Raw genomic sequence first — 23,592 nt, forward strand, 5'->3', positions numbered from 1 at the left:
CATCCGCAATGCGCTATGGGAGCGTTTCAGGAGCTTGCCGCAATAGATGTCGAATGACCTTCCGCAGTTTCTGACGACCCGCGAGATGGCGGACCTTTTGCGCGTGAAGGAGCGCAAGATCTACGATCTCGCTGCCACCGGCGAAATCCCGCATAGTCGGGCAACCGGCAAGCTCATCTTCCCGCGCGATCTCGTGCTTGCGTGGATCGACAGGGCGGGCGAGGCGCCGACGCTGGAGGCGGAGCGCCCGCACGTCATCCTCGGCAGTCACGATCCGCTGCTCGAGTGGGCGGCGCGCGAATCGGGGTCGGGCCTTGCAACCCTTTTCGACGGCAGCCTGGACGGTCTGGACCGTTTCGATGACGGAAAGGGCATTGCCGTGGGCCTGCATGTGCCTGAGGGCGAGGGCTGGAATGCAGAAACGGTTCGTGTCCGCTACCGTTATCGCCCGGTCGTTCTGGTGGAGTGGTTCTGGCGTTCGCGCGGGTTGATCGTGCAGCCGGGAAATCCGAAAAACCTGAGCAAACTGGCCGATCTCGGCGGAATAAATCTGGTGCGGCGTCAGCCGAGCGCGGGAAGCCAGCTTCTTCTGGAAAAGCTTCTGGGCGAAGAGGCGCCGGACATCCTCGCGCGGATGCCGGAGGGCCGGATTGCGCGCGATGAGCGCGAGGCCGCGCTTGCGGTGCTTGACGGCAGCGCGGATGCCGCCTTCGGGCTGGAGGCGTCCGCGCGTCAGTTCAAGCTCGATTTCGTTCCCGTCTGCGAAGAGCGCTTCGACATGCTGGTGTCCAGGCGGGACTGGTTCGAGCGGCCGTTTCAGGCGCTTCTGGCGTTTTGCCGTTCGCCTGCCTTTGCCGAGATGTCCGCCCGGTTCGGCGGTTACAGGATCGAGCATTTCGGTACGGTGCGTTTCAACGGCGGTTGACAAACTGCGCATGCGGTCTAGTCACCCGAATCTGAAGTTCGTCTCACTGACCGGCATGCTCTGAACGAACTTCAGATTCAAAAGGGTGACGAGCGAATATGTGTTTCCAGTGTGGTTTGCGGATTTGAAATACGCTCCGGAGGCTGCGGCTTCAATGAGGCGTATTTCAAATCCACCACACTGGCAAATCCGTTCCGGATGTTTATGTATGACGATTGAAGTTTTCGGATCGTCGGGCATCGGCCTTGAACGCGCCCCCTGCCTGCCGGTAAGGTTCGGCCAACACATGCAGGATAGTCGCTGGGGCCAGTAACCCGGCACAGCCATTTGGATCGGTGCCTCCCACATCGAACCCGATGGAATTTTCCCCGAGTCGAGGAAATCGTTCATGAATGAGACGTTTCAGAAGAAATTCGGCGTGGGCGCTCCGGTGCGGCGCAAGGAAGACGCGTCACTCATTACCGGCCACGGTCACTATGTCGACGACTATAATCCCGAAGGCACGCTGAAGGGCTATGTTCTTCGCTCGCCCATGGCGTTTGCGAAGGTCACGATAGGCGATCTTTCCGCCGCACGGGAAGCGCCGGGCGTTCATCTGGTGCTCGCCGCCGATGATATCGCCGTGCTGAAGCCGATGCCGACCAAGGCTGTCATGCCGCAGAAGGACGGCACGAAGCACGCCGTTCCCGAGCGTCCGGTGCTTTGCAAGGACATGGTGCGTCATGTGGGCGACGCTCTGGTCTTCATCGTCGCCGACAGCGTGGATGAGGCGAAATCGGCATCTGAGCTTATCGAGATCGATTTCGACCCGCTCGAGGCTGTCGTTGAAACCGCAGATGCGCTGAAAGAGGGCGTGCCTCTCGTCTGGCCGGAAACCGGCACCAACAGGGCCTTCACGCTGGGCCAGGGTGACAAGGAAAAGACAGACGCCGCTTTTGCCGCCGCGAAACACGTCAGCCGGATCGAGATCGTCAACAACCGTCTGGTTTCCAACTACATGGAAACGCGCGGCTGCGTGGCCGAATTCGACAAGGATACGGGTCGCTACACGCTGACCGTCGGCACGCAGGGCGGCCATGGCCTGCGCGATATCATCGCAGACGATATCATGGGCATCGATGCCTCGCGCCTTCGCGTCGTGACACCCGATGTCGGCGGCGGGTTCGGCACCAAAATGTTCGTCTACCGCGAATATCCGCTGTGCCTCGTCGCCGCTGAACGTCTCGGGCGGCCGGTGAAGTGGATCGGCGAGCGGGCGGAGCATTTCGTGACCGATGCGCACGGACGCGACAATGTCACCAGCGCCGAAGTCGCCATGGACGAGAACGGCAGGTTCCTCGGCCTTCGCATCGATGTGACAGCGAACATGGGGGCCTATCTGCACCAGTTCGGCCCGTTCATTCCTTTCGTCGGCACATCCATGTCGACAGGGCTTTACGACATCGAGGCGCTGGACGTCACGATCAACGGCGTCTTTACCAATACCGTCCCTGTCGATGCCTATCGCGGCGCGGGCCGCCCGGAGGCCGCTTATCTGATCGAGCGCCTGGTGGAGCAGGCGGCCCTTGACATGGGCCTTTCGTCCGATGAAATCCGCCGGCGCAATTTCATCAAGCCGGAGCAGATGCCCTACACCACGCCCACGGGGCGCATGTACGACACGGGCGAATTCACCGGCCACATGGAAAAAGCCATGGAAGTTGCCGGCTGGGCGGGCTTCGCGGAACGCGATGCAGCCTCCGCGGCCAACGGCAAGTACCGCGGCATCGGCATGTGCGCCTATATCGAGGCCTGCGCCTTCGCGGGCTCCGAGGAGGCGACGGTGGAGCTTGGCATCGACGGCTCGCTGTCTCTTCTCATCGGCACGCAGACCAACGGTCAGGGCCATGCGACGGCTTACGGCCAGGTGATCGCCGAGCAGTTCGGCGTCGATCTGGAGCGGATCAACGTCATCCAGGGGGACACGGACCGCGTGCGAACGGGCGGCGGCACGGGCGGCTCGCGCTCCATCCCCATCGGTCTCCCATCTGTGCTGGAAGCGTCGAAAACGCTTGTAAAGAAGATCAAGGAACTTGCCGCCGACAAGCTGGAAGCGGGCGCGGAGGACCTTGAACTGGCCGACGGTTCGGTACGCGTCATCGGCACTGACAAGGCGGTGACGCTCGCCGAGATCGCCGCCGGCGCGCCCGAGCCGCTTTCGGCGGTGGAATCCGTCAAGCAGTCGGAAAACACTTACCCGAACGGTACGCACATCTGCGAGCTGGAGATAGACCCCGACACGGGCGACACGGAAATTCTGAGCTATGTCATTGTCGACGACTTCGGCGTGACGGTGAACCCTGTCCTCCTTGCCGGTCAGGTTCACGGCGGCGTCGCCCAGGCCATCGGCCAGGCGTTGATGGAGCGCACCGTCTACGACGAGGACGGACAGCTTCTGACCGCCACCTTCCTCGACTACTGGATGCCGCGCGCGGAGGACATTCCCGCCTTCCATTTCGAAACGCGCAACGTGCCCTCCACGACGAACGCCATGGGCATCAAGGGTGCTGGCGAGGCCGGCACCATCGGCGGCTGTGCGGCGGTCATGAACGCGGTCGCGGACGCGCTTCGCCGCCATGCGGGCGTGAAGCATATCGACATGCCGGCGACACCCAACCGCGTTTGGGAGGCGATCCGGGCCGCAAAGGCCTGACCCGCTTTCTGGTTTTTGCGATCAAGGCCCGGCCGGACTGTCCGGCCGGGCATTTTTTACGATATGCTTTTTGCGCGGGGCGGCATTGCGCTTGCGTGTCTTTCGCGCGCTTCGATTTCGTCATATGAATGTCTTATAGCTTTGCGCCCGCACCCGGGCGGGCGCGTGTTCGGATACCGATCGATCCATGTCCCGCATGACGGCAGCCGCCGATACCGCCCGTACGTCCTCATCCGATCTCAACCAGACGCGGCCCGTCGTCGGTATCCTGCTGAAGGTCACATCCGCGTTGATCTTCACCGGCATGCTCACGCTGATCAAATATGTCTCCGAGCGTGTGCCCGTCGGCGAAATCATGTTCGCGCGCAATTTCGTGGGCATGGTGCCGGTTCTTGTGATGGTGGCGTTTCGCGGCGAGCTTGGCACGGCCTTTGTCACCCGCCGTCCGTTGGGGCACATCGGACGCGCTCTCGTCGGCGCAACCGCCATGGCGCTCTGGTTTTCGGCCCTTGCCCGGATACCGCTGCCCGACGCGACGGCGATCAGCTTTTCCGCCCCGCTGATGACGGTCATTCTCGCCTGGTTGTTTCTGGGCGAGGTCGTGCGCGTCTACCGCTGGACGGCGGTGATGATCGGCCTTTTGGGCATCGTGGTCATCCTCTCGCCGCATCTGACGGGCGATGTCTTGAGCAACGAGGCGGCGGCGGGCGCGCTGTTTGCCTTTGGTGCCGCGGTCTTCATGGCGCTTGCGGCGATTTTCGTGCGAAAGCTGACGTCGAGCGAGCGCACGTCGACAATCGTGCTCTGGTTTTCGGGAACCGCGTCGCTTTTGTCACTTCTTTCCCTGCCGTTCGGCTGGGTCATGCCGGGCACGACCGATTTCCTGATCCTGATCGCCATCGGCCTTCTGGGCGGCATCGGCCAGGCCATGTTGACCCAAAGCTATCGCTTCGCCGAAGCTTCCACGATCGCGCCCTTCGAATATACGACGCTTTTATGGGCAAGCGCCTTCGGTTGGGTGTTTTTCAGCGAGGTTCCGACGGTCGAGGTGATCGCGGGCGCCGCGATCGTCATTGCGGCCGGCATTTTCGTCATATACCGGGAGCACAGGCTCGGTCTTGACCGCACGAAGGCGCAAAAGGCGGGTTCCGCCACTCGCGCCTGAATTCGGTCACCTCAAAACGCCTTGAACGTGATCAGCGTCTTGGTGTCCAGAATGCCGTCGAACGGATGTACCTTTTCATTGACGAAATGGCCGATGTCCGTGTCGTCATCCACGTAGAATTTCACCAGAAGATCGTAGTCGCCCGCTGTGGAATAGATTTCGGAAGCGATTTCGGCGTCGGCGATGGCATTGGCCACCTGGTAGGCCTTGCCGAGGTGGCATTTGATCATCACGAAAAACGGCTTCATGTCGGTCTCCGAAGCGGGTTTGGCCAATTCCTGAGCGCGATTCAGGCGGGCAGTGAACAAGATCGCGAGTTTGGGGGCAAGCCTTTCGAATTTGTAATGTGCTTTCCGGGGCCATGCGGCGCTGCCCGGTTGAAATTGCCTTTGCGTATTGTTACGTCTTCCACCGTCTCAAGGGGGTGCCGGGCGGGCTGGTCCGCCGGGCTGAGAGGCTGGGGTCCATACCCTGAATTGCCAACTCCTGGAACCTGATCCGGATCATGCCGGCGGAGGGATTGGGATATGGGAAGCGAAAAAGCTTCGGCGCTTTTTCGGGAAGGCGTCGCATGACAAATATTCCCGGCGAAACGAAAGGCATGGAGAAGCTGGCCTTCTCCTTCGAAGAAGCCGCAATCCTGCTGGAACGCTTGAGGGCGCGCAGTCCGCGCGTTCACTGCATCACCAATTCGGTTGCGCAGAATTTCACGGCCAACGTTCTGCTTGCGCTGGGCGCCGTCCCGTCGATGACGGTCGCGCGCGCGGAAATTTCCGATTTCGTGAAATCCGCGGACGGTTTCCTTGTCAACATCGGCACCATCGACGAGGAGCGCCGGACGGCGATCGATCTCGGCCTTGAAGCGGCTGCGGACGCAGGCCTTGCCTTCGTGCTCGATCCCGTGCTGGTAAACCGCTCCGCCGCCCGCCTCGAGCTTGCCAGAAGATGCCTTTCCCGCCGCCCGGCGGTTATCCGCGCCAATGCGGAGGAGGTTGCGGCACTTTCCGGCGGCGCAACGCCTGAAGATTTCGCGAGAAATTCCCGCGCTACGCTGGCGCTCACCGGGGCGGTCGATCGGGTGACGGATGGCAGGCGCGCGGTCGAAATCGCCCTCGGCCATCCGATGATGGCGCGCGTCACGGCGATGGGCTGCGCCGCTTCCGCCGTCGTCGCCGCGTTTCTCGCCGTTGAGGACGATCCGCTGAAGGCGGCTTCCGCCGCGCTCACCATCGTCGGGATCGCGGGGGAACGGGCGGGCAGCCGCTCGCAAGGTCCGGGAAGCTTCGTTCCCGCCTATCTCGATGCGCTTTACGGCCTCGGCCGGGAAGGGGAGGCGGAATGACGGCGATTGCTCTCACCATCGCCGGTTCGGATTCCGGCGGCGGTGCCGGTATCCAGGCGGATTTGAAGACCTTTTCCGCGCTCGGCGTCTATGGCGCCAGCGTGATCACCGCGCTGACGGCGCAAAACACCCATGGCGTCACCGGCATTCACGATGTCCCGGCGGATTTCATCGCCGCGCAGATGGATGCCGTCTTTTCCGATCTTGCCGTCGATGCGGTGAAGATCGGCATGCTGTCGCAGCCCGAAACGATCCGCACGGTCGCGGCGGGGCTTGAGCGGCATGGCGCACGCAATATCGTGCTCGACCCGGTCATGGTCGCCGCCTCCGGCGATCCCTTGCTGGCCGGGGATGCGGTGGCGGAACTCATTGCCACGCTTGTGCCGAAGGCCGATCTCATCACGCCGAACCTGCATGAAGCCGCCAGGATGCTTTCCTCGCCTGTCGCCGAAACCCGTGCGGATATGGCGGATCAGGCCAAACGCCTGCTCTCGCTCGGCGCCAGACGCGTTCTGTTGAAGGGCGGGCATGGCGCCGGCGATGAATGCGCCGACCTGTTGACGGACGGTGCCCATGAAAAATGGTTCGTCGCGCCCCGTCATGAAACCCGCAATACCCATGGCACGGGCTGCACGTTATCCTCCGCAATTTCCGCCGGGCTTGCCAAGGGGCTTTCCATGGCCGATTCTGTTGCGGAGGCGAAAATCTATATAACGGATGCGGTAAGGGCCGCCGATGCCTTGGAGATCGGTTCGGGCCACGGCCCGGTGCATCATTTTCATCGACAGTGGACGGAACATTCGCAATGACCGAAACAAACGACAAGACGGCCTCCGTCACGCGACGCCGCGCGCTTGCGCTCGGTGCCGGCGGGGCAGCGTCGACAGCGCTTGCCGCGCCTGCGGTCGCGCAGTCCGGTCAGGCGACGATCGAGTGGAAAATGGTCACCTCCTGGCCGAAGGACCTGCCGGGGCCGGGCATCACCGCACAGCGCATTGCCGACAATATCGCCCTGATGAGTGCCGGCCGCCTGCGCATCCGCCTGTTTTCAGCCGGCGAGATTGTGCCCGCGCTGGAGGTTTTCGACGCCGTCTCCTCCGGCACCGCGCAAATGGGCCACAGCGCCTCCTTCTTCTGGCAGGGCAAGCTTCCGGCGGCGGTCTTTTTCACCGCAGTTCCCTTCGGCCTCCTGCCGCTTGAACATATGACATGGATAGAGCAGGGCGGCGGGCAGGAGCTTTGGGACGAGCTTTACGCCCCCTTCGGCGTGAACGCGCTGATGGCCGGCAACACCGGCGTTCAGATGGGCGGCTGGTTCAAAAACGAGATTACAAGCCTTGAGGATCTGAAAGGCCTCAAGATCCGCATGCCGGGCCTTGGCGGCGAGGTCATGCGCCGGCTTGGCGCAACGCCTGTCTCCCTTCCGCCGGCGGAGCTTTTCGGCGCCCTCCAGTCCGGCCTGATCGACGCGACGGAGTTTCTGGGCCCGTGGAGCGATTCCGCCATGGGCTTCCACGAGGTCGCGAAATTCTACTACGCGCCCGGGTTTCACGAGCCGAACGGCACGGGCGAGGCCCTTTTCAACTCCGTCGCCTTCCAGGGCCTGCCGGATGACCTGAAGGCCATCGTGCGCGATGTCTGCCGGGCGGAAAACGCGCGTTCCCTTGCCGAAAGCGAATGGATGAACGCCGGTCACCTCAGGGCGCTTCAGAACAATCACGGCGTGGAGGTCAAGGTCTTCCCCGAAGATGTGCTCAAGGCGCTTCGCACCACCTCGGAGGATGTCACGCTCAGCGTGGCGGAGATCGACGAGGTCAGCGAAAAGATCGTCAAGAGCTTCACGCGCGCCCGCAACCGGCTTTCGCAGTGGAGCAGCCTGTCGACGCGGCTTTTCCTGGAGTCGCGAGACGGGTGAGGGGCAGGCAGGCGGCTGCGTGGCTGTCGGGTTCTGCCGGCTTCGCCACTCGCACGGATATATTCTAGCGTCCGCGTGTACGCTAACCTCGTGAGCGGAGAAACCAAATGCCAAAGCTCCTTCTGCATCACGTATCGCTTCCCGTCAGGGATGTTGAGCATTCAGCCGCTTTCTACGAAAACCTCTTCGGCCTGACGCGGTTGCCACGCCCGCCGTTCGGCATAGCAGGCGTCTGGTTCGGCTGTGGCGACCGTCAGGTTCACCTTGTGGCCAACCCGTCCGGCACTTACCGGACGACCCCATCCATTGATATTGCGGATGTTCATTTCGCGTTCTGGACGGATGATTTCGAAGGAATGGTCACGCGCCTTGAACGTGCGGGCTTCAGTGCCGCGCTTCCCGAGGGCGATGCGAAGCGGATGCTCCTGAGCCGTGACGGTGTCGCCGGATTTCCGCAGCTCTACGTGCTTGATCCTGACCTGAATACCATCGAGGTGAACGCGGCTCCGATGTGAAGCATTCGCCGGAAATCAGTCCGGTCAATCGCGGAGATCGCCCATCTCCGCCGTCACCCCGGGCTGCCCCCGGCTTGATCGGGGGGGCTGACCCGGGGTCTAATCACAGCTTTCCAATCGAAGGCGATAGTATTTTCTGCAGGCGAATGCCCCGTGCCACTTGATATTTCGATGCTTTTGGCGAGGTGGATTGGATCCCGGATCAAGTCCGGGATGACACCGAGTTTGAGACACGGAAACTACCAATTTTTAACGCCGAGCAATCCGTTTTCCTCTTCCTCATTGAACCGCTGTTGAGTGCCCGATCAGGAGATGTAGCAGTGGTGTTAGGGAGAGATAATGCTTTCTGCCAATGCCTACCGTACGCGGCATTTGCAAAGAAGACTCAGTTCGAGCTTCAAATCATAAGTTCAACTGAAAGGCTATGGTAATTACCTATTTTAAGGAGTTCTTTCAGAGGCTTCTTTGATTTCTATTTCTCGAGTAGTTAGGAATTCACCGTGGATTTCTGCAAGAGTTTCCCCAAATCTTGGATTATATTTTTTAGCTTCTTCTAAATTTATAATTGGAATTTTATGAATCGAATAATATTTTTTTCCAGAGGTATCTTTTATTAGAAGTTTTATTTTTGTCTTCCCTTTGTGATGGTGTGGGAAACATCCTCCCCAGCTTTCCTCTTGTTCAAAGTAGACGACTCCATTTGTTGATTCGCCAATTCTAAGATAAGTTTTTGATTCAGAAGGTGATAAACGATTTCTTTGAGTTAAGAACGGAAAAATCTTAACGCTATCGCCTATATCGGCCTGAAAGTCATCGAGGGAAATTGACTGGTGTTTAATCCAAAACCAACCGATTCTAAATTTGAGCCATACCATTGATAGTGGGCGTAGATGCCAATGATAACCGACTTCAATTGAAGTGATGCTTGTTGGAGCCGAACCCAAATTTGAAATGTTTAGGTAAAGTGCTATTCCCGTTCGATGTGTATCAAAATTTTTATGCTTTCTTCCAGTTAGGAATGTGCAACAGAATGTGGGGCCATCGATTAATTTTACCAATAACCTGGGCCGTTGTCTTAGCGCCTTGAAGATTCCGCTAATCCAACCAATTAGAATGGTTGCGACGAATAACGACAGGGTGAGAACGCCCTGATTTTGGTTTAGAAGATCAAAAAAACCATGAATTGTTTCGTTGGAAGTATTAATCAGTTTTTGCAACGAATTAATCAAACTAGGCCTCTTGTTAGCTGCAGTGGAGGGAGAGTGCTGTATCCAGAATTTTTATCGTTTTTGATAAGAATAACATGTAGAATTCAATGTAAATTAGCTCTATTAATAGTTTATTATGTAAGGAATAAATATAACCGAAGGTAATATTTATCATAATATTTTAGGCATAAAACACCAGATACGTTCCTATGAATCGATAATAATCTGGAGAATGTCGCTCGAACCGGCATCCAACACGCTTCTGCTGCTTCCGACGGATTGATTAGCCGCCTCCGACCTCGATTTCGTTTCACGTCGCGTCCGGCGGCAGCGATCTGAACCCGCCATCGCGCAGTGCGGCGAGGGCGTAATCCACCATCGGGTCGAACATCAGGTCCTGCCGGCCTTCGGGCATGCAGCGACAGGCCTGTGAGATCAGCACGGGGTGGAAGAAGACGAGCAGGCTGTGCTGCATCAGCATGGCGGCGGTTGCCGTGTCCTGCTCGGGAAAGTCGCCGGCCGTAATCCCGTCGCGGATCACTTCGGCCATGGCGCGGCGCATCTTCGCCTTATGCGCCTCGATCTCGTCCCACGCCTCGTCCATCGCCGCCTCGATCAGGTCGTGGATCTTGCGGTTGGAGGTGTAGCGTTCGCGCATCCGCTCGAAATGGGCGCGGGCGATCATCCTGAGGCGCTCGGGCGCGGGCACGGCCTTGCGGGCCGCGATATCCTCGATCTCGCGCAGGAAACCTTCGGTCACATGGTTCGTCACGGCCTTGGTCAGCGCCGTTTTTGAGGAAAAGAAGCGGTAGACGTTGGCCGGCGACATGCCAAGCTCATTGGCGATATCGGCCACGGTCGTCTTCTGGAAGCCGTAGACGTGAAACAGGCGGCTTGCCGTCTCCACGATCTTTTCGCGCATCTCGACTGCGGCCGGCGACCATGTGCCGTCCCTGAGATAGCCGCTTTCGCCGGGCGCCTGCTTCACGTTTTCCTCTGCCATCGAACCCATGTCTCTTGAGCGATTCCTTCGTTGATTGTGACGTTTCTCGCCGTGTTTGGCCAGTTTCGGGCGGCGGGGTTACGTCATGAGGCCAACGCGTTGTGACGAGTATCACGTTTCGGATGATCTCTAATATATATTCACTGATGATTATTGACAATCGTCAGTTTATATAAAATATGAACGCAAACGAATTCCGCAGCGGCAAACCGGACAGGGGCGTTTGGTCCCATCCCGCCGCCATTGCGGGATCGAACCGGATCGGATTTGCGTCATGTCTTCGTCCCTGAATTGCCGTCTCTCCTCCTGCATGCAGGGCTCCGCCAGCGATTTCATAAATGCCCGGCGCAGGCGCGCCGGCTGGACCGCCGTCGTTCTGGGTCTTGCGGCCCTTGCCGCCGGTTGTCAGCCGGATGCCGCCGAGCAGGCAGACGCTCCTGTAGAGCCGCGCATCGTCTGGGCCGAAAAGGTTACACTTTCCGATGGTGTGGAAACGCTGAGCTTCACCGGCACGGTGCGCCCGCGTGTCGATGCGCCGATGGCATTTCGTGTCGGCGGCAAGCTTGCCGAAAGGCTGGCCGATGTCGGTGACGAGGTCGCGAAGGGCGATGTCATCGCCCGTCTCGACGAGGGCGATTATCGCCATGGTCTGCGTGTCGCCATGGCGCAGGAAAAGGCGGCGGAGGCCGAGGCGGAGCGTACGGCCGCGGATCTGGAGCGTGCGCGAGAGTTGAAGGAAAAGGGCCATGCCAGCGCGGCTGTCTTCGACCGGGCGAAGGCAGCGGCGGATGCCGCCCGCGAAGCGCTGACGGCTGCGCGCGAGCGTCGGGCATTGGCCGAAAACGAGCTTGAATACGCCGTCCTCAAGGCCGATGCGGATGGCGTGGTGACGCATGTCGCCGCCGAGCCCGGCGAGGTCGTCACCGCCGGTCAGCCGGTCGTGCGTCTTGCCCGGACGGGTGAGCGGGAAGCGGCCATCGCGATCCCCGAAAGCCGCATCGGCGCGGTTGACGGCGGCAGGGCCTCGGTCACGCTCTGGGCGCTGCCGGGCAAGCGCTTCGAGGCGAAATTGCGTGAACTTTCGCCCGAGGCCGATCGCGCCGCGCGAACCTTCAACGCCCGTTTTTCGATCGATGATCCTGAAGGCGAGGCGAAGCTCGGCATGACGGCGACAGTCCATATCGCGCGCGGCGATGTGGAGCGATCTTTCGTCGTTCCCCTCTCCTCCATCTGGTATCGCGGCGAGGCGGCGTTCGTCTGGCGGTCCACTGAAGACCGCTCAGGCGTGGAAGCCGTGCCCGTAACCGTCCGCCGGCTTGACGAGGAGGTCGCCTATGTCGACGGCGAGCTGAAGCCGGGCGAGCTTGTCGCAAGCCTCGGCGTCCATCGTCTTGACGAAAACCTCGCTGTCCGCGTGGAAGAACGCGCGGCTGGCGAAGCGGTGCAGGTCGGGGCGTTGAGATGAAATCGTTCAACCTTTCCGCCTGGGCGCTCCGGCATCAGTCGCTCGTCCTTTTCTTCATTCTCGTGCTCGCCGCCGCCGGCATCTGGTCCTACGGCAATCTCGGGCGCAACGAAGACCCCTCCTTTACCATCAAGGTGATGGTCGTCACCGCCGTCTGGCAGGGCGCGACGGCTGAGGAAATGCAGGATCAGGTCGCCGACAGGATCGAGACCCGCCTGCAGACCTTGCCGCATCTGAACCGGCTCGACACATACTCCCGTCCCGGCTTCACCGCGACGCAGGTCATTCTTGAGGATTCCACGCCGCCCTCGGCCGTGGAGGATCTCTGGTATCAGGTCCGCAAGAAGGTCGGCGACATGCGCGCCGAACTCCCCCAGGGCGTTCAGGGGCCATTCTTCAACGACGAATATTCGGATGTTTTCGTTGAGATTTTCGCGCTCACCGCCCCCGGCGCCACCTGGACGGAGCTTGACGATCTTGCCGAAATCGTTCGCCAGGGCTTCCTGTCCGTACCGAATGTGGAGAAGGTCAGCCTGATCGGCGAGCAGGACCAGAAGATCTTCGTCGACATTTCCTATGAGAAGCTTGCCACCCTCGGCATTCCCGCAAGCGCTATTTTCGATGCGCTGAACCGGCAGAACGCCGTCGTTCCCTCGGGCGCGGTCGATACGCCGAGCGAGCGCGTGCAGGTGCGCGTATCGGGCGATCTTGAGGGCGTGGAAGAAGTCGCCTCCGTGCCGGTCGAGGCGGGTGGCAATACCTTCCGCCTGGGCGATATCGCCACGGTGTCGCGCGGCATTCAGGATCCGCGGACCTATGCCGCGCGCTATAACGGCGAGCGGGCGATCATGCTTGGCGTCGTCATGGCCGATGGCGGCAACGTGCTGGAGCTTGGCGAGGCGCTGGGTGCGAAGGCCGGCGCATTGCGTGCGCGCCTGCCGGTGGGGGCGGATCTTCACCAGGTTTCCGATCAGCCGCATGTGGTTAAAGAGGCGATCGGCGAATTCGTCTTCAAGTTCGTCGTCGCCATATCGATCGTGCTTCTCGTCTCCTTCGTCTCGCTCGGTTTCCGGACCGGCATCATAGTCGCGCTTTCCGTGCCGCTGACGCTCGCCGGCACCTTCCTCGTCATGATGATGATGGGGATCGACCTTGAGCGCATTTCGCTCGGCGCGCTGATCCTGTCCCTCGGCCTTCTGGTCGATGACGCGATCATCGCCATCGAGATGATGGTGGTGAAGATCGAGCAGGGCTGGAGCCGCTTCAACGCCGCGACCCACGCCTGGACGTCCACCGCCTTCCCGATGTTGACGGGAACGCTGGTCACCGCCGCAGGCTTCCTGCCGGTCGGCTTCGCGAAATCCTCGGCGGGCGAATATGCCGGCGGCATCTTCTGGGTGGTGACGATCGCGCTTCTCATTTCCTGGGTCGTCGCCGTCGTTTTCACGCCTTACCTCGGGCTGAAGCTTTTGCCGAAGTCGCTGGAGCGTCACGCGGCGGCACGTGGGGGCAAGGCGGATGAACACGCGATCTACGAGACGCGGGGCTACAAAGCCTTGCGTGCCGTCATTCGCGGCTCTGTTCGCTTCCGTGTGCCTGTGGTTCTTGCCACCGTCGGCCTGCTCGCCCTTTCGGGTTACGGCATGGGCTTTGTTGAAAAGCAGTTCTTCCCCAATTCCGACAGGCCGGAGGTTATCGTCGAGCTGCGCGGGCCGGAGGGTTCCTCCTTCGAGGCGACGGACCGCGAGGCGAAGAAGCTTGAGGCATGGCTCAAGGACAATCCCGACCTTGAGTATTTCACCACCTATGTGGGCGCTGGCGCGCCGCGCTTTTTCCTCGCCTATAACCCGGAGCTTCCGAACCCGAATTTCGCGATGATCCTTATCCAGTCGAAGGGCGGGGAGCATGCGGAGCGTCTGCTGGCCCAGCTCAAGCAGCGCTTCGCGCAAGCCGAGGGCGCGGTGAGGGGGCGTGCGCGGCGTCTGGAGCTTGGGCCTCCGGTCGGCTTCCCCGTTCAGTTCCGCGTCGTCGGCTCCGATACCTCGCAGGTACGCGAAATCGCCGCCCGGGTGCGCGATGTCATGCGCGCCCATCCCGACACGCGCGATGTCGAGCTGCAATGGGGCGAGAAGGTGAAGTCCGTGCGCCTCGAGGTCGATCAGGAGCGCGCTCGCGCCCTCGGCCTTTCCACCGCGGAGATCGGCCGCACTCTGCAAACGCTCCTCTCGGGCTTCGAGGTCACGTCCCTGCGCGAGGATACGCATGACGTTGGTGTCGTCGTCCGCGCGGCCGAAGAAGAGCGCGGCAACCTCGGCAATCTCGGCGATCTCGTGATCGACGTGCGAAACGGCGCGCCGATCCCGGTCTCCCAGGTCGCGCGCATCTCCTATGAGGCGGAGGAGCCGATCTTGTGGCGGCGCAACCGCGAGATGGTGCTGACGGTCCGCTCCGACGTCGCCGAAGGCGTCCAGGCGCCGGATGTGACGGCTGCCCTCTCGCCGAAGATGAAGGAGCTGGAAGCGTCCTTGCCGCCCGGCTACCGGATCGACGCTGGAGGCGCGGCGGAAGAATCGGCCAAGGCCAACGCGGCGCTTGCCAAGGTCTTTCCGGTCATGTTCGTGGTGATGATGATCCTGATCATGCTGCAGATGCAGTCGATCTCGAAGATGGTGCTGGTTTTCCTCACCTTCCCGCTCGGGCTTGTCGGCGCGGTCGCCTCGCTTCTGCTATTCGGCGCTCCCTTCGGCTTCGTGGCGATCCTTGGCGTCATCGCGCTCGGCGGCATGGTCATGCGCAACACGCTGATCCTGGCCGACCAGATCGAGCAGGATCTCAAGGCCGGTGCGACGATGCGCGAGGCGATCGTGGAATCGACCGTGCGCCGCGCCCGCCCCGTGGTGCTGACGGCGCTTGCCGCCGTGCTTGCCTTCATCCCGCTGACGACGAATGTCTTCTGGGGGCCGATGGCCGTGTCGATGATCGGCGGGCTTACGGTCGCGACCGTTCTGACGCTTTGCTTCATGCCGGCGCTTTACGCGCTCTGGTTCCGCAAGCGCCTCGACGTCGCAGAACACCAGGCGGAAGATGAGGCGCAAAAGCCGGAGCCGGAGGCGAAATCCGTCATCCGCCTCGCCCATGCCGCCGAGTAGGGCGGGGCGCAAGTAGCGCGGAACCTCATCTCGCTGCGACGATGCGCTGGCGCTGCTCGCCAAGGCCCTCGATGGCGAGCGTCACCGTATCGCCCGGCCTGAGGTATTTTGGCGGAGACTTGCCCATGCCCACGCCCGGCGGCGTGCCTGTGGTTATCACGTCGCCGGGCTCCAGCGACATTTGCCTTGAAAGATAGGAGACGATTTCGGCGACGGAAAAGATCATGGTTTCGGTGTTGCCGGTCTGCATGCGCTCGCCGTTGACGTCGAGCCACAGGTCGAGCGCCTGCGGGTTCTCCACCTCGTCGGCCGTCACCAGCCAGGGCCCTAGCGGGCCGAAGCCGGGCGCGCTCTTGCCCTTGATCCACTGCCCCGTGCCTTCAAGCTGCCAGGCCCGCTCGGAAATGTCGTTGCAGATCGTATAGCCCGCCACATGCGAAAGGGCGGACGCCTCGTCCACCTGCCACGCCCGCCGGCCGATCACGGCGGCAAGCTCCACCTCCCAGTCGAGCTTTGTTACGCCGGGGTGATGGACGATATCATCGTTCGGCCCCGTGACACTGCTTGGCGCCTTGGAAAAGACGACCGGCTCTGCCGGGATCGGCATGCCGGATTCCTCCGCATGATCGGCGTAGTTAAGGCCGATGGCGATGAAATGGCCGATCCGCGTCAACGGCGCTCCGAAGCGCACCTCGCCCTCGACGGGGGGAAGTTCGGAAGGGTCGATACTTCCGATCCTGCCGAGCGTATAATCATCGAGCGTGAGGCCCGTGACGTCGCTCAGATGGTGGCTAAGGTCGCGCAAGCCGCCGTCCGCGTCGATCAGCCCGGGCTTTTCGGCGCCCCTCATGCCATAGCGCACAAGTTTCATCGCTCGTCATCTCCCCGTTCGCTGTCCCCCAAGTTCGGGACTGTCGCATGAATTTACGGCGGAGAATCGACGCCCCCGGCCGCTCCCGCATCGGCGGGGCCGTAATACGGATGCGGGCGCGGTTCGGAGTGTCGTTAGGTAACTATGTGACAGTTCTGCAACGAGACACGGAAAAGAAAACCTCCTGCCTGCGAATATAAAAGTGCCTAAAAATTAGGCATTTTGCGATTCTTGTATCGCGATATGAATTTAACGGCCTGATTCACGGTTGAATTGGGCGAATGCACGGCCGGCATTGTAAAAAATTACGTTACGTCAACGAATTATTTGTCATTTTTGCCCATCCTTCAGCCTCTTGCGGCAGGGTGACTTCCAAATTGCATTGCCGGGAAACCTTGGGCAGTTTCCGGCAAACAAATTCAGCGCCCGCGCAGCTTCGCAGGCGCCGTGGGAGGATTGAAGGGCATATGATGACGACGAAGACTTGGGCGAAACTTTCTGTTGCGGCGATCGCGCTCGCAGCGGTCAATGGCGAGGCTTTCGCTGGCGCCTTCGCCATCCGTGAGCAGAGCTCCTATTATCAGGGAACGTCCTTCGCGGGTTACGGCACCACCGGCCCGTCGATTTCCTCCATATTCTGGAATCCGGCGACGATCACGGGTGCGGGCGACGGCATCACCTTCGAATCCCACAACACGGCTATCATTCCGGATTCGGAGATTGATGGTACTTTTGCGGGAGTGCTCACCGGCAGCAGTGGCGACATTGGCAATGATGCCTATGTTCCGGCGACCTACACTTCTTATAAGGTGAACGAGGATATTTTCCTCGGACTTGCTGTAAACGCACCGTTTGGACTCGCGACGAAGCCCAATCAGAACTGGAACGGCCAGTTTTACTCGCGATCCTCAGAGATATTCTCGATCAACGTAAATCCGATTGCCGGTTACAGGATCTCCGAAAAGATCTCGGTCGCCGTCGGCCTCCAGGTGCAATATTTGGACGTTACGTTGAAGCGGGCTAATCCGTTGACCCCTGCTCCGTACGCGTCGATTACTCTTGATGGCGATGATATCGGCTTCGGCGCCACTGCGGGCATCTCGTATAAGCCGTTTGAAGGGACCGAGTTTGGTTTGGGATATCGTTCCGGTATCGCACACGATCTTGATGGTGATCTGAACGTGCTTGCGAACACCGCGATTGAAGCGGATTTGGTGACGCCCGATCAGGTCAATTTCTCATTCAAGCAGAGAATAAACGACAGTTTTCGGGTCCTTGGCACTGTGGAATGGACCAACTGGAGTAGATTGGGGTCCCCGGCGATCGTATCGCCGAGTCTTGGTCCTGTAGCCGACCTGCCGCTGAACTATGACGACGGTTGGTTCTTCGCGCTCGGCGGCGAGTATGACTACAACGAAAATCTGACTCTGCGGGCGGGTCTCGGCTATGAAATTTCTCCGATCGATGATGACATCCGTTCGACGCGTTTGCCGGATGCGGATCGGCTTTGGCTTTCCGGTGGTCTGACCTATGCGGTGAATGACAACTTGGCGTTTGACTTCGGCTATACGCATATTTTCGTGGAAGATGCGGACATCAATATTGGGCCGGGCCATCAGGATTATAATGCGTTGATTGGCACTTACGTCGGCGAGTCCGAAGCTCATGTCGACATCATCTCGGCCTCGCTGCGTTACCGCTGGGGCGGCCCGTCGGAAGATCGCGACCACGACACGGCGCGCAAGTACTGATCGGCAAAACGCCATTTCGACAGCAAAAAGGCCGGGATTTCCCGGCCTTTTTTTGTTTGGGGTGATCGAGCGGCTTACCGCTCTATTATCATGCCCGCGTAGACGGGCATCTCTCTGCAATCGAGCCAGATTCCTGTCTGCGCGGAACAGATGCGGCGCTTTTGTGGGTTGCCGGGCCCAGACCCGGCAACCCATAGGAAATCAGCCAAACCCCTGACGTCGGTTTTGACTGTCGTACGCTTGCCCGGAACAATCTCGCGTCCCGATACTCGTGAACGTCCCTCAAAACGCCGCCGGATAAAGTCCGCCGTCAACGACGATGTTCTGTCCCGTCACATAGCCGGTTCCGGCCGAACAGAAGAAGGCGCACACCTTCCCGAATTCCTCTGCCGTGCCGAAGCGTGCGGCGGGGATGTCGCGCGTCTGTTCCTCGCGGATTTCCGCGATGGGCCGGCCGGTGTTGGCCGACGCGCGCTCAAAGCCGCTCGCCAGCCTGTCCGTGTCGATCTTGCCCGGAAGCACGTTGTTGATGGTCACGTTCTTCGCTGCGTAGTCGCGGGCCACACCCGCAAGGAACGCGGTCAGTCCGGCGCGTGCTCCGCTCGACAGGTCGAGCCCCGCGATCGGCATTTTCACAGAAAGCGACGTGATGTTGACGATCCGCCCGAAGCCGCGCTCCGCCATGCCGTCGATTACCCGCTGGATCAACTCGATGGGCGTCACCATGTTCTGCGCAACACCCTTGAGGATCGCCTCGCGGTCGAGCTCGCGAAAATCGCGAAACGGCGGGCCGCCGTTGTTGTTGACCAGTATGTCGGGCTCAGGGCAGGCGGCCAGCAGCGCGTCCTGTCCCTCGCGGGTGGAAACATCGGCGGCAACGGCCGTCACTTTGGCGCCGTAGCGCGCGCGGATATCATCCGCCGTCTTTTCCAGCCGTGCGGCGTCAATCCCGTTGATGACAAGTTCGCAGCCCGCGTCGGCAAGCGCTTCGGCCGAGCCGCGCCCGAGCCCCCGGCTGGAAGCGCAGACGATCGCCTTGCGTCCCGAAATTCCAAGGTCCATTTTTGCCTCCTCGATTTGGCGTCACGGGCGAATGCCCGTCATTTTTCGGTGCCTAACTTGTCACGCGGTGCCGTATGCGCAAGCCTGAATTCATGCTTTTCAGGCCGGAAATTCCAAATCCCGAGGGGGCTCCGGCTGCCACAATGAATCCAAAAACTGCCGTAACGCATTAAAACCAGATGTCATTCGTATTGGTTGCTTTCCGCGGCTTAATACATGGCATTCCGGCGCGTTTCACTTCGCCTCTAAGCGATCCGCCCGGCTTCCACTGTCATATTCCTGATACCGGAATCGCGTTTAAAGCGCGGAGCTTCAGGGTCTGAACCTAAATCCGGAGATGGCAAATGACCGGGATGCCGGAACCCAAGCACTACCGCGCGCTTTTCCTGTCGGATATCCATCTTGGAACGCGCGGCGCGCAGGCCGATCTGCTGCTCGATTTCCTTCGCTACAACGATGCGGAGACGATCTATCTCGTCGGTGACATCGTCGACGGATGGCGCCTGCGCCGCGCCTGGTACTGGCCGCAGGCGCATAACGATGTGGTCCAGAAGCTCTTGAGAAAGAGCCGCAAGGGCGCGCGCATCATCTACACGCCCGGAAACCACGACGAGTTCCTGCGAGATTTTCTCGGAACCCATTTCGGCGGGGTGGAAGTGGTGCCGGATGCAATCCATACCGCCGCCGACGGGCGCGAGTATCTCGTCATTCACGGCGACCGGTTCGACGTCGTGGTGCGCCATGCCAGATGGCTCGCCTTCTTCGGCGACTGGGCCTATGTCACCGCGCTCAATCTCAACACGGGGCTCAATCTCGCCCGCCGCAAGCTCGGGCTCACCTATTGGTCGCTGTCGGCCTGGGCGAAGCTCAAGGTCAAGAACGCCGTCAATTTCATCGGCAAGTTCGAGGAAACGCTGTCGGCGGAAGCGCGCAGGCGAAATGTCGATGGCGTCATCTGCGGCCACATCCATCACGCCGCCGACCATTCGGATTTCGGCATCCGCTACATCAACACGGGTGATTGGGTGGAAAGCTGCACGGCGGTCGCCGAACATCATGACGGAACCTTCGAGGTGATCAGATGGGCCGACCGACAGAAGCTGCCGGCCGTTGCGGAGAAGATCGGCCGTGCCCGGGCCGCCGCATGACCTCCATCCTCATCGTGACGGATGCCTGGCATCCGCAGGTCAACGGCGTCGTCCGTTCGCTGGAGCGCACGGCGGAAGAGCTTGGGAAGATGGGCGTGCGGGTGGAATTCCTGACGCCCCGGGCGTTCCGCACGCTTCCCTGTCCGACGTATCCGGAAATCCGCCTTTCGCTCACCACATCGGGCCGCGTCCGGCGCATGATCGAGGAGCGGGCCTGCGATCATCTCCACATCGCGACGGAAGGTCCGCTCGGGCTTCTGGCGGCGCGCATCGCGCGGCGTCAAGGCCGCGTCTTTACCACCAGCTACCACACACGTTTTCCGGAATATCTCTCGGCGCGCCTGCCGGTCCCGCTTTCCTGGTCCTACGGCTGGATGAGGCGTTTTCACAACTCCGGGCAGGGCTGTATGGTGGCGACCGCCTCGCTTGAAAACGACCTTCAAGCGCGCGGTTTTACCAACCTCATGCGTTGGTCGCGCGGGGTGGATCACCACCTCTTCAAGCCCCGTGAGGGCTCGGTCCTGCCGGAAAACCTGCGAAGGCCCATCTTCATGTATGTCGGCCGTGTCGCGGTGGAAAAGAACATCGGGGCGTTCTTGTCCCTCTCGCTTCCGGGCACCAGGGTCGTGGTCGGCGGCGGTCCGCAGCTTGAGCGATTGCGCCGCGCGCACCCGGACGTGCATTTCACCGGCCCGAAGGTTGGTGAGGAGCTTGCCCGTCACTACGCGTCAGCGGATGTTTTCGTCTTCCCCAGCCTGACGGACACCTTCGGCAACGTAATCCTTGAAGCGCTTGCCTGCGGCGTGCCTGTCGCCGCCTATCCCGTCATGGGCCCGCTTGACATTATCGGGGATAGGGGAGCGGGCGTATTGGATGACGATTTGCGCAAGGCCGCCCTTGCCGCGCTCGACATCCCGCGTGAGAAGGCCCGCGAGCTTGCGCTCGGCTACACATGGGCTGAAAGCGCAAGGCAGTTCATGGACAACTGCGTGGCGGCCTATGGCAACAAGCCGTCGAGCAAAGCCGCTTGAAGCGTGAAAATTGTCATGGGCGCAATATTGTAGTCCCGCCCGGCATGAACTCCTGATATTCGGATTGTCGGGAGACCTCACATGACAAAGCCACTCGACGCACCGGTTTTCGAAGACATTCTTGCCGCGCGCGAGCGCATTTCGGGCAAGGCGGAAAGGACGCCGCTTCTTCGCTCCGCCTTTCTGGACGAGGTGACGGGCGGCAGTGTTCTGATCAAGCCGGAAGTGCTGCAGCGTACCGGTTCTTTCAAGTTTCGCGGAGCCTTCAACCGCCTGTCGATGATCCCTCCTGAAGACAGGGCGAAAGGTGTTGTCGCATGTTCCTCCGGCAATCATGCGCAAGGCGTTGCCGAGGCGGCGCGGCTTCTGGCCATTCCCGCGACAATCGTCATGCCGCACGATGCGCCTTCCGTTAAGAAATCCCGCACCGAGCGTTCCGGCGCAACGGTTGTGGGCTATGAACGCGGCGTCGAAAATCGTGACGAGATAGCGGCGGGAATTGTCGCCGAAACCGGTGCGACCTTCATTCACCCCTATAACGACCCGGGCGTGATCGTGGGGCAAGGGACTGCGGGACTTGAAATCGCGGAACAGGCGGAGGAAATGGGGCTTGCGCCGGAGGCGATGCTCACCTGTGCCGGCGGCGGCGGCCTGACGGCGGGCATTGCCCTTGCGCTGGAGCGTCTTTTGCCCGATTGCGCGGTCTATCCGGTGGAACCGGAAGGATTTGACGATTACGCCCGCTCGCTTGAAGCAGGCCACCGTGTCGCAAATCCCTCCGCCGTCGGGTCGATTTGCGATGCGATCCTGACGGAAACACCCGGCGATATCGGTTTCGCCATAACTTCCCGGCGCGCGAAACGCGGTCTTGTCGTTTCGGATGAGGAAGCGTTGAAAGCGGTCGCCTTCGCCTTCAGGGAACTGAAACTGGTGGTCGAACCTGGTGGGGCCGTGGCTTTGGCAGCGCTTTTGTCGGGCAAGATCGACATCGCCGGAAAATGCGTGGCCATCATCCTTTCCGGCGGCAATATCGAGCCGGCAATGATGATGCGCGCGCTGGAAAGCGCCTGATTCCCGGACCCTAGCTGAAGAGCGCCTGCCGCTCGCCGGGGGAAAGCCGGGTGAGTTCATCCTCCGCCTCGTCGGTGATCGCGGCGGAAATGCGCACCAGTTCCGCTTCCCAGTCGCTGTCGGCGGTGGCTTCGCTGCTGTCCGCAGCGTCCTTGTCGGTCGTGTCCGCTTCTTCCGCCTCAGCGGAAGCGGCCGGCCGGGCGAAGACATCCGCTTCCCCTTCGTCGGCATCGTCCAGAGCTGCGTCGAAATCGAATGCGGCTGCTGGGTCGCTGGCCGGCTTCAACGCATCGCCGGAGGGCGCGGTGGTGGCGAAGACGTCCGCCTTCTCATCGTCGCCAGCCTCGCTGAACGCGACGTCCTGATCCCGCACCTCTTCCCAGGGGTCGATTTCGCCGTCATTGGAACTTATGGCGTCGAATTCGTCGCCATTTGAACCTTTTTGGGCGCCCTTGGAATTCTCCTCGACGCCTTCATCGTCTTCGAATTCGCCGTTCAGCAGCGCATCGATCGTGTCCTGATCCGTGCCCCGGCCTTCAAGCTGCGGCCCGTTCAGAAGATGCGCGTCCGGCCGCGTGTCCATCTTGATTTCCGGGTCCTCGGCCTTGGCGCCTTCCATGCCCCAGATCTTGATCATCATATTGATCCGGGACTCAAGGTATTGAAGTACCTGAACGATTTTCTGCGTGCGCTGCCCGGTGAGGTCCTGGAAGGAGCACGCCATGAAAATCTCGGTCGCCCGCCCGTCGATCTCGTCGCAGGCGCCGTGGTCGCCGCCGTCTTCCTTCATCTGCCAGGCGATTTCCTGGATTGCCTCGGCGGCGGCGAGAATTTCCTGCGTCGCACCCTCCGTCTGCCGCACGATCGCGTCCAACTCGTCGGAAGCTTCCTGGAACCTGTTGCCGTATTCCGATTCGTGCTTGATGTTGCCGATCTCGCGCTTGGTGCGTTCGATCGCTTCCTGCATATCGGCAATGTCTATCCGGATCCGGTCGATGCTGGGCGTCTGGCGGTCGCGGATCATGGCCGTTTCGAGCCGGGCGATCGCATCCAGCACCATCTGCGTTTCGGGTTTCTGGTTGCGCCTCAGGAACTCGTCGAGGAACCACCGCCCGCGCGAGGAACTTGAAAGAGCATCGCGCAATGCCTCGAATTCGGCATCGGAAAGCGGGCTGGACGGTCCGTTCGCTGCCATGGTCATCGTCTCGGATCGTGAATCGGTCGGGCGGTTTTGGCCTGTGTGAGCAGGCCTTGCCGATAATGGTTAATCATCAAATCC

General features: G+C 60.8%; 19 protein-coding genes and 1 riboswitch. Of the genes, 13 read left to right on the plus strand and 6 right to left on the minus strand.

Annotated elements, in window-relative coordinates; genetic code table 11:
- Window positions 1-46: 46 nt before the first annotated feature.
- The 3 genes from HPQ64_RS09695 (at window position 47) to HPQ64_RS09705 (ending at window position 4,782) form a co-directional block, all read left to right on the plus strand.
- Window positions 47-925, plus strand: a complete 879-nt coding sequence (locus tag HPQ64_RS09695; RefSeq protein WP_172888139.1) for a helix-turn-helix transcriptional regulator — start codon at window positions 47-49, stop codon at window positions 923-925.
- Window positions 926-1,313: 388 nt separating this feature from the next.
- Window positions 1,314-3,617 (plus strand): xanthine dehydrogenase family protein molybdopterin-binding subunit, encoded by a 2,304-nt coding sequence (locus HPQ64_RS09700; protein WP_172888140.1) that lies wholly within the window; start codon window positions 1,314-1,316, stop codon window positions 3,615-3,617.
- Window positions 3,618-3,804: 187 nt separating this feature from the next.
- Window positions 3,805-4,782, plus strand: a complete 978-nt coding sequence (locus tag HPQ64_RS09705; protein WP_246270390.1) for a DMT family transporter — start codon at window positions 3,805-3,807, stop codon at window positions 4,780-4,782.
- An 11-nt stretch (window positions 4,783-4,793) separates the two neighbouring features.
- On the opposite strand, the gene HPQ64_RS09710 is transcribed toward HPQ64_RS09705, so the two are convergent.
- Complete coding sequence (locus HPQ64_RS09710) at window positions 4,794-5,030, minus strand: Lrp/AsnC ligand binding domain-containing protein (protein ID WP_172888141.1); 237 nt, start codon at window positions 5,028-5,030, stop codon at window positions 4,794-4,796.
- Between the two features lie 162 nt (window positions 5,031-5,192).
- Window positions 5,193-5,319: riboswitch (TPP riboswitch) on the plus strand.
- Between the two features lie 34 nt (window positions 5,320-5,353).
- Between HPQ64_RS09710 and thiM the strand changes: the two genes are divergently transcribed.
- The 4 genes from thiM to HPQ64_RS09730 all read left to right on the plus strand — a co-directional run bounded on the left by thiM (window position 5,354) and on the right by HPQ64_RS09730 (window position 8,554).
- Window positions 5,354-6,124, plus strand: a complete 771-nt coding sequence (gene thiM, locus HPQ64_RS09715; RefSeq protein WP_210260143.1) for a hydroxyethylthiazole kinase — start codon at window positions 5,354-5,356, stop codon at window positions 6,122-6,124.
- Window positions 6,121-6,933 carry a bifunctional hydroxymethylpyrimidine kinase/phosphomethylpyrimidine kinase gene (gene thiD, locus HPQ64_RS09720; RefSeq protein WP_172888142.1) on the plus strand — a complete coding sequence of 271 codons (813 nt, stop codon included), beginning with the start codon at window positions 6,121-6,123 and terminating at the stop codon, window positions 6,931-6,933. Before thiM ends, thiD begins: the two co-directional genes overlap by 4 nt.
- Window positions 6,930-8,039, plus strand: coding sequence for a TRAP transporter substrate-binding protein (locus HPQ64_RS09725; protein ID WP_172888143.1), 1,110 nt, complete (start codon window positions 6,930-6,932; stop codon window positions 8,037-8,039). Before thiD ends, HPQ64_RS09725 begins: the two co-directional genes overlap by 4 nt.
- Before the next feature lie 107 nt (window positions 8,040-8,146).
- Complete coding sequence (locus tag HPQ64_RS09730; protein WP_172888144.1) at window positions 8,147-8,554, plus strand: VOC family protein; 408 nt, start codon at window positions 8,147-8,149, stop codon at window positions 8,552-8,554.
- A gap of 440 nt (window positions 8,555-8,994) precedes the next feature.
- On the opposite strand, the gene HPQ64_RS09735 is transcribed toward HPQ64_RS09730, so the two are convergent.
- Window positions 8,995-9,771: a hypothetical protein gene (locus tag HPQ64_RS09735; RefSeq protein WP_246270392.1), complete on the minus strand. Its 777-nt coding sequence runs from the start codon at window positions 9,769-9,771 to the stop codon at window positions 8,995-8,997.
- 301 nt (window positions 9,772-10,072) lie between these two features.
- A complete protein-coding gene (locus HPQ64_RS09740; protein WP_172888145.1) occupies window positions 10,073-10,774 on the minus strand; it encodes a TetR/AcrR family transcriptional regulator in 702 nt (233 codons plus the stop codon).
- Between the two features lie 265 nt (window positions 10,775-11,039).
- Here HPQ64_RS09740 and HPQ64_RS09745 point away from each other — a divergent pair, with 265 nt between their 5' ends.
- Together HPQ64_RS09745 and HPQ64_RS09750 are read left to right on the plus strand one after the other, a co-directional pair.
- On the plus strand, window positions 11,040-12,230 hold the full coding sequence (locus tag HPQ64_RS09745; RefSeq protein ID WP_172888146.1) for an efflux RND transporter periplasmic adaptor subunit: 1,191 nt from the start codon (window positions 11,040-11,042) through the stop codon (window positions 12,228-12,230).
- Window positions 12,227-15,379, plus strand: coding sequence for an efflux RND transporter permease subunit (locus tag HPQ64_RS09750; RefSeq protein WP_172888147.1), 3,153 nt, complete (start codon window positions 12,227-12,229; stop codon window positions 15,377-15,379). The genes HPQ64_RS09745 and HPQ64_RS09750 overlap by 4 nt, the downstream gene beginning before the upstream one ends.
- 25 nt (window positions 15,380-15,404) lie before the next feature.
- On the opposite strand, the gene HPQ64_RS09755 is transcribed toward HPQ64_RS09750, so the two are convergent.
- Window positions 15,405-16,250 carry a fumarylacetoacetate hydrolase family protein gene (locus tag HPQ64_RS09755; RefSeq protein WP_172888148.1) on the minus strand — a complete coding sequence of 282 codons (846 nt, stop codon included), beginning with the start codon at window positions 16,248-16,250 and terminating at the stop codon, window positions 15,405-15,407.
- A gap of 470 nt (window positions 16,251-16,720) precedes the next feature.
- On the opposite strand from HPQ64_RS09755, the gene HPQ64_RS09760 reads away from it, so the two are divergent.
- Window positions 16,721-18,001, plus strand: coding sequence for an OmpP1/FadL family transporter (locus HPQ64_RS09760; RefSeq protein ID WP_172888149.1), 1,281 nt, complete (start codon window positions 16,721-16,723; stop codon window positions 17,999-18,001).
- 282 nt (window positions 18,002-18,283) lie between these two features.
- Here the strand turns inward: HPQ64_RS09760 and HPQ64_RS09765 are convergent, their stop codons facing one another.
- Window positions 18,284-19,063: an SDR family oxidoreductase gene (locus tag HPQ64_RS09765; RefSeq protein ID WP_172888150.1), complete on the minus strand. Its 780-nt coding sequence runs from the start codon at window positions 19,061-19,063 to the stop codon at window positions 18,284-18,286.
- Between the two features lie 344 nt (window positions 19,064-19,407).
- Between HPQ64_RS09765 and HPQ64_RS09770 the strand changes: the two genes are divergently transcribed.
- The 3 genes from HPQ64_RS09770 to HPQ64_RS09780 all read left to right on the plus strand — a co-directional run bounded on the left by HPQ64_RS09770 (window position 19,408) and on the right by HPQ64_RS09780 (window position 22,313).
- Window positions 19,408-20,211 (plus strand): UDP-2,3-diacylglucosamine diphosphatase, encoded by an 804-nt coding sequence (locus tag HPQ64_RS09770; RefSeq protein ID WP_172888151.1) that lies wholly within the window; start codon window positions 19,408-19,410, stop codon window positions 20,209-20,211.
- Window positions 20,208-21,242, plus strand: a complete 1,035-nt coding sequence (locus HPQ64_RS09775; RefSeq protein ID WP_172888152.1) for a glycosyltransferase family 4 protein — start codon at window positions 20,208-20,210, stop codon at window positions 21,240-21,242. The genes HPQ64_RS09770 and HPQ64_RS09775 overlap by 4 nt, the downstream gene beginning before the upstream one ends.
- A gap of 81 nt (window positions 21,243-21,323) precedes the next feature.
- Entirely contained in the window at window positions 21,324-22,313 is a 990-nt protein-coding gene (locus HPQ64_RS09780) for a threonine ammonia-lyase (RefSeq protein WP_172888153.1), read from the plus strand.
- Between the two features lie 10 nt (window positions 22,314-22,323).
- On the opposite strand, the gene HPQ64_RS09785 is transcribed toward HPQ64_RS09780, so the two are convergent.
- Window positions 22,324-23,508, minus strand: a complete 1,185-nt coding sequence (locus HPQ64_RS09785; protein WP_172888154.1) for a protein phosphatase CheZ — start codon at window positions 23,506-23,508, stop codon at window positions 22,324-22,326.
- Between the last annotated feature and the right edge of the window lie 84 nt (window positions 23,509-23,592).

It is taken from the genome of Hongsoonwoonella zoysiae (assembly GCF_013266695.1).
GTDB classification, from domain to species: Bacteria; Pseudomonadota; Alphaproteobacteria; order Rhizobiales; family Stappiaceae; genus Hongsoonwoonella; species Hongsoonwoonella zoysiae.